Genomic DNA, 4,060 nt, shown 5'->3' with positions numbered 1-4,060 from the left:
TGTTTTAACCGTTCCTCTTAACCTTCCAGCACCGGGCAGGCGTCAGTCCGTATACATCCACTTACGTGTTCGCACGGACCTGTGTTTTTGATAAACAGTCGCTTCTCCCTGGTTTCTGCGGCCTTTCACCCTAGCCAGTACAGGCTTCAGGATCCAGGCCCCCCTTCTTCCGAAGTTACGGGGGCATTTTGCCGAGTTCCTTAACCACGATTCACTCGCTCGCCTTAGTATTCTCTACTCGACTACCTGTGTCGGTTTAGGGTACGGGCGGCCAAAGACCTAACGTCGAGGCTTTTCTCGACAGCACAGGATCACTCTACTTCCCCACAATAGTGGGTCATCATCCAGCCTCACCCTCATGTCCCCCGGATTTACCTGGGGAACGGGCTGCACTGTTAAACGTGGCAAGCCATTAGCCACGCGGAGCTACCACTCTGTGTCACCCCTGTTAACACGCTTGTCTACTCTACGATCAGGTCCCACGCTCCCCACACACCCCAACCCGAAGGAAGGAGGAATGGTTTGGATGGTTAGTATCCCATATTTCAACACTTGACGGTCTTTGCCCGGTACCAGAATATCAACTGGTTGCCCATCGACTACGCCTGTCGGCCTCGCCTTAGGACCCGACTAACCCAGGGCGGACGAACCTGGCCCTGGAACCCTTAGTCATTCGGCGGACGGGATTCTCACCCGTCATTCGCTACTCATGCCTGCATTCTCACTCGTACGAAATCCACAACCAATCACTTGTGCTGCTTCACCTCACGCACGACGCTCCCCTACCCAACAAAACAAAATATTTCATTGCCGCGGTTTCGGCGGTGTACTTAGCCCCGCTACATTGTCGGCGCAGAATCACTTGACCAGTGAGCTATTACGCACTCTTTCAAGGGTGGCTGCTTCTAAGCCAACCTCCTGGTTGTCACAGCAACTCCACATCCTTTCCCACTTAGCACACGCTTAGGGGCCTTAACCGGCGGTCTGGGCTGTTTCCCTCTCGACTACGAAGCTTATCCCCCGCAGTCTCACTGCCGTGCTCTAACTTACCGGCATTCGGAGTTTGGCTGACGTCAGTACCCCGATAAGGGCCATCGGCCATCCAGTCGCTCTACCTCCGGTAAGAAACACACGACGCTGCACCTAAATGCATTTCGGGGAGAACCAGCTATCACGGAGTTTGATTGGCCTTTCACCCCTACCCACAGGTCATCCCCTCCATTTTCAACTGAAGTGGGTTCGGTCCTCCACACGCTCTTACACGTGCTTCAACCTGCCCATGGGTAGATCACCCCGCTTCGGGTCTAGAACATGCAACTAAAAACCGCTTTTTAAAACTCGCTTTCGCTACGGCTACCCCACACGGGTTAACCTCGCTACATGCCACTAACTCGCAGGCTCATTCTTCAAAAGGCACGCCATCACCCCTACCAAGGAGGCTCTGACGGATTGTAAGCGTCCGGTTTCAGGTACTATTTCACTCCCCTCCCGGGGTACTTTTCACCATTCCCTCACGGTACTCATACACTATCGGTCACACGAAGTATTTAGGCTTACACAGTGGTCTGTGCAGATTCACACGAAATTTCACGAGTCCCGTGCTACTCGGGCACCATGCAAAGCAGACTGACATGTTCCAACTACCGGACTCTCACCGTCTACGGTCCAGCTTCCCAACTGATTCGTCTACACACCAGCATTTATCACTACTCGACCCCTCATCGGCAAGGTCAAACACGGCCCCACAACACCACACACGCAACGCCCGACAGCTATCACACGCACATGGTTTAGCCTCTTCCGCTTTCGCTCGCCACTACTAACAGAATATCTTTTCCTGCGGGTACTGAGATGTTTCACTTCCCCGCGTTACCCCCAAACACCCTATACATTCAGATGCTGGTAACCAGAAACAACTCTGGCCAGGTTTCCCCATTCGGACACCCCCGGATCACAGCTCGTTTGCCAACTCCCCGAGGCTTATCGCAGGCTACAACGTCCTTCATCGGCTCCGTATGCCAAGGCATCCACCGAACGCTCTTGAACACTTACAAAAAACCAAAGATGCTCGCGTCCACTATACAATTCTCAACCACCACACCAACACCACAACAAACCAACAACCACAAACAGTCATCAGCCCATCACAGGCAGCACAGGAGTATTACCCCACACCCCAACAGCATGCCAACTCAATATCTCAATCATTTTCCACTAAAAACCACCACAACCAACACCCCAAAACAGGGACATCAGCCACACCCACAAAAAACAATAAACATTAAACACGGGCATGTAGGCAGCTCCTTAGAAAGGAGGTGATCCAGCCGCACCTTCCGGTACGGCTACCTTGTTACGACTTCGTCCCAATCGCCAATCCCACCTTCGACCGCTCCCCCCAAAAGGTTAGGCCACGGGCTTCGGGTGTTACCAACTTTCGTGACGTGACGGGCGGTGTGTACAAGGCCCGGGAACGTATTCACCGCAGCGTTGCTGATCTGCGATTACTAGCGACTCCGACTTCATGGGGTCGAGTTGCAGACCCCAATCCGAACTGAGACTGGCTTTAAGGGATTCGCTCACCCTCACAGGCTCGCAACCCTCTGTACCAGCCATTGTAGCATGCGTGAAGCCCAAGACATAAGGGGCATGATGATTTGACGTCATCCCCACCTTCCTCCGAGTTAACCCCGGCAGTCTCTCGTGAGTCCCCACCATAACGTGCTGGCAACACAAGACAAGGGTTGCGCTCGTTGCGGGACTTAACCCAACATCTCACGACACGAGCTGACGACAACCATGCACCACCTGTACACCACCCCGAAGGCCACACTATCTCTAGCATGTCGCAGTGTATGTCAAGCCTTGGTAAGGTTCTTCGCGTTGCATCGAATTAATCCGCATGCTCCGCCGCTTGTGCGGGCCCCCGTCAATTCCTTTGAGTTTTAGCCTTGCGGCCGTACTCCCCAGGCGGGGCACTTAATGCGTTAGCTACGGTACAGAACCCATGGAAATAGGCCCCACACCTAGTGCCCAACGTTTACGGCATGGACTACCAGGGTATCTAATCCTGTTCGCTCCCCATGCTTTCGCTCCTCAGCGTCAGTAACGGCCCAGTAACCTGCCTTCGCCATCGGTGTTCCTCCTGATATCTGCGCATTCCACCGCTACACCAGGAATTCCAGTTACCCCTACCGCACTCTAGTCTGCCCGTACCCACTGCAGCCCCGGAGTTAAGCCCCGGTCTTTCACAGCAGACGCGACAAACCGCCTACGAGCTCTTTACGCCCAATAATTCCGGACAACGCTCGCGCCCTACGTATTACCGCGGCTGCTGGCACGTAGTTAGCCGGCGCTTATTCAACACCTACCCTCAACTTTCGCCTTGTTCAGTGTTAAAAGGAGTTTACAACCCGAAAGCCTTCATCCCCCACGCGGCGTCGCTGCATCAGACTTGCGTCCATTGTGCAATATTCCCCACTGCTGCCTCCCGTAGGAGTCTGGGCCGTATCTCAGTCCCAATGTGGCCGGTCACCCTCTCAGGCCGGCTACCCGTCGAAGCCTTGGTAGGCCATCACCCCACCAACAAGCTGATAGGCCGTGAGCCCATCCCCCACCAGAAAACCTTTCCAACCCCCACCATGCGGCAGAAGCAGAATATCCAGTATTAGACCCCGTTTCCAAGGCTTATCCCAAAGAAGGGGGCAGGTTACTCACGTATTACTCACCCGTTCGCCACTAATCCACCCCAGCAAGCTGGAGCTTCATCGTTCGACTTGCATGTGTTAAGCACGCCGCCAGCGTTCGTCCTGAGCCAGGATCAAACTCTCCAAACAAAAACCAAACACCCCACAAAAGGGCATCCAATCAATACACGTTCGAAAAGCCCGAAAAACAGACTCTAAAAACAGACAAACCAAAACTAGCTCATCCAAAATAAAAACAACAGCAAACAACAAACCAGCCCAAAAGACCAGCCCACCATCTGCCATCAAAATAAATATGATCAAAATAAAAAGCTGACACACTATTGAGATATCAAACAACACACCCACACCCA

General features: G+C 53.4%; 2 rRNA genes. Both read right to left on the bottom strand.

Annotated elements, in window-relative coordinates:
- Nucleotides 1-2,054: ribosomal RNA gene (locus tag KSO86_RS08435) — 23S ribosomal RNA — on the bottom strand; the annotation flags it as partial.
- A gap of 257 nt (nucleotides 2,055-2,311) precedes the next feature.
- Nucleotides 2,312-3,836, bottom strand: a 16S ribosomal RNA gene (locus KSO86_RS08430).
- Between the last annotated feature and the right edge of the window lie 224 nt (nucleotides 3,837-4,060).

This window comes from Arcanobacterium phocae, from assembly GCF_018913465.1.
Lineage (GTDB): Bacteria > Actinomycetota > Actinomycetes > Actinomycetales > Actinomycetaceae > Arcanobacterium > Arcanobacterium phocae_A.
The sequence above is the reverse complement of the archived record's forward strand: the minus strand, read 5'-3'. Positions and strand labels throughout refer to the sequence as shown.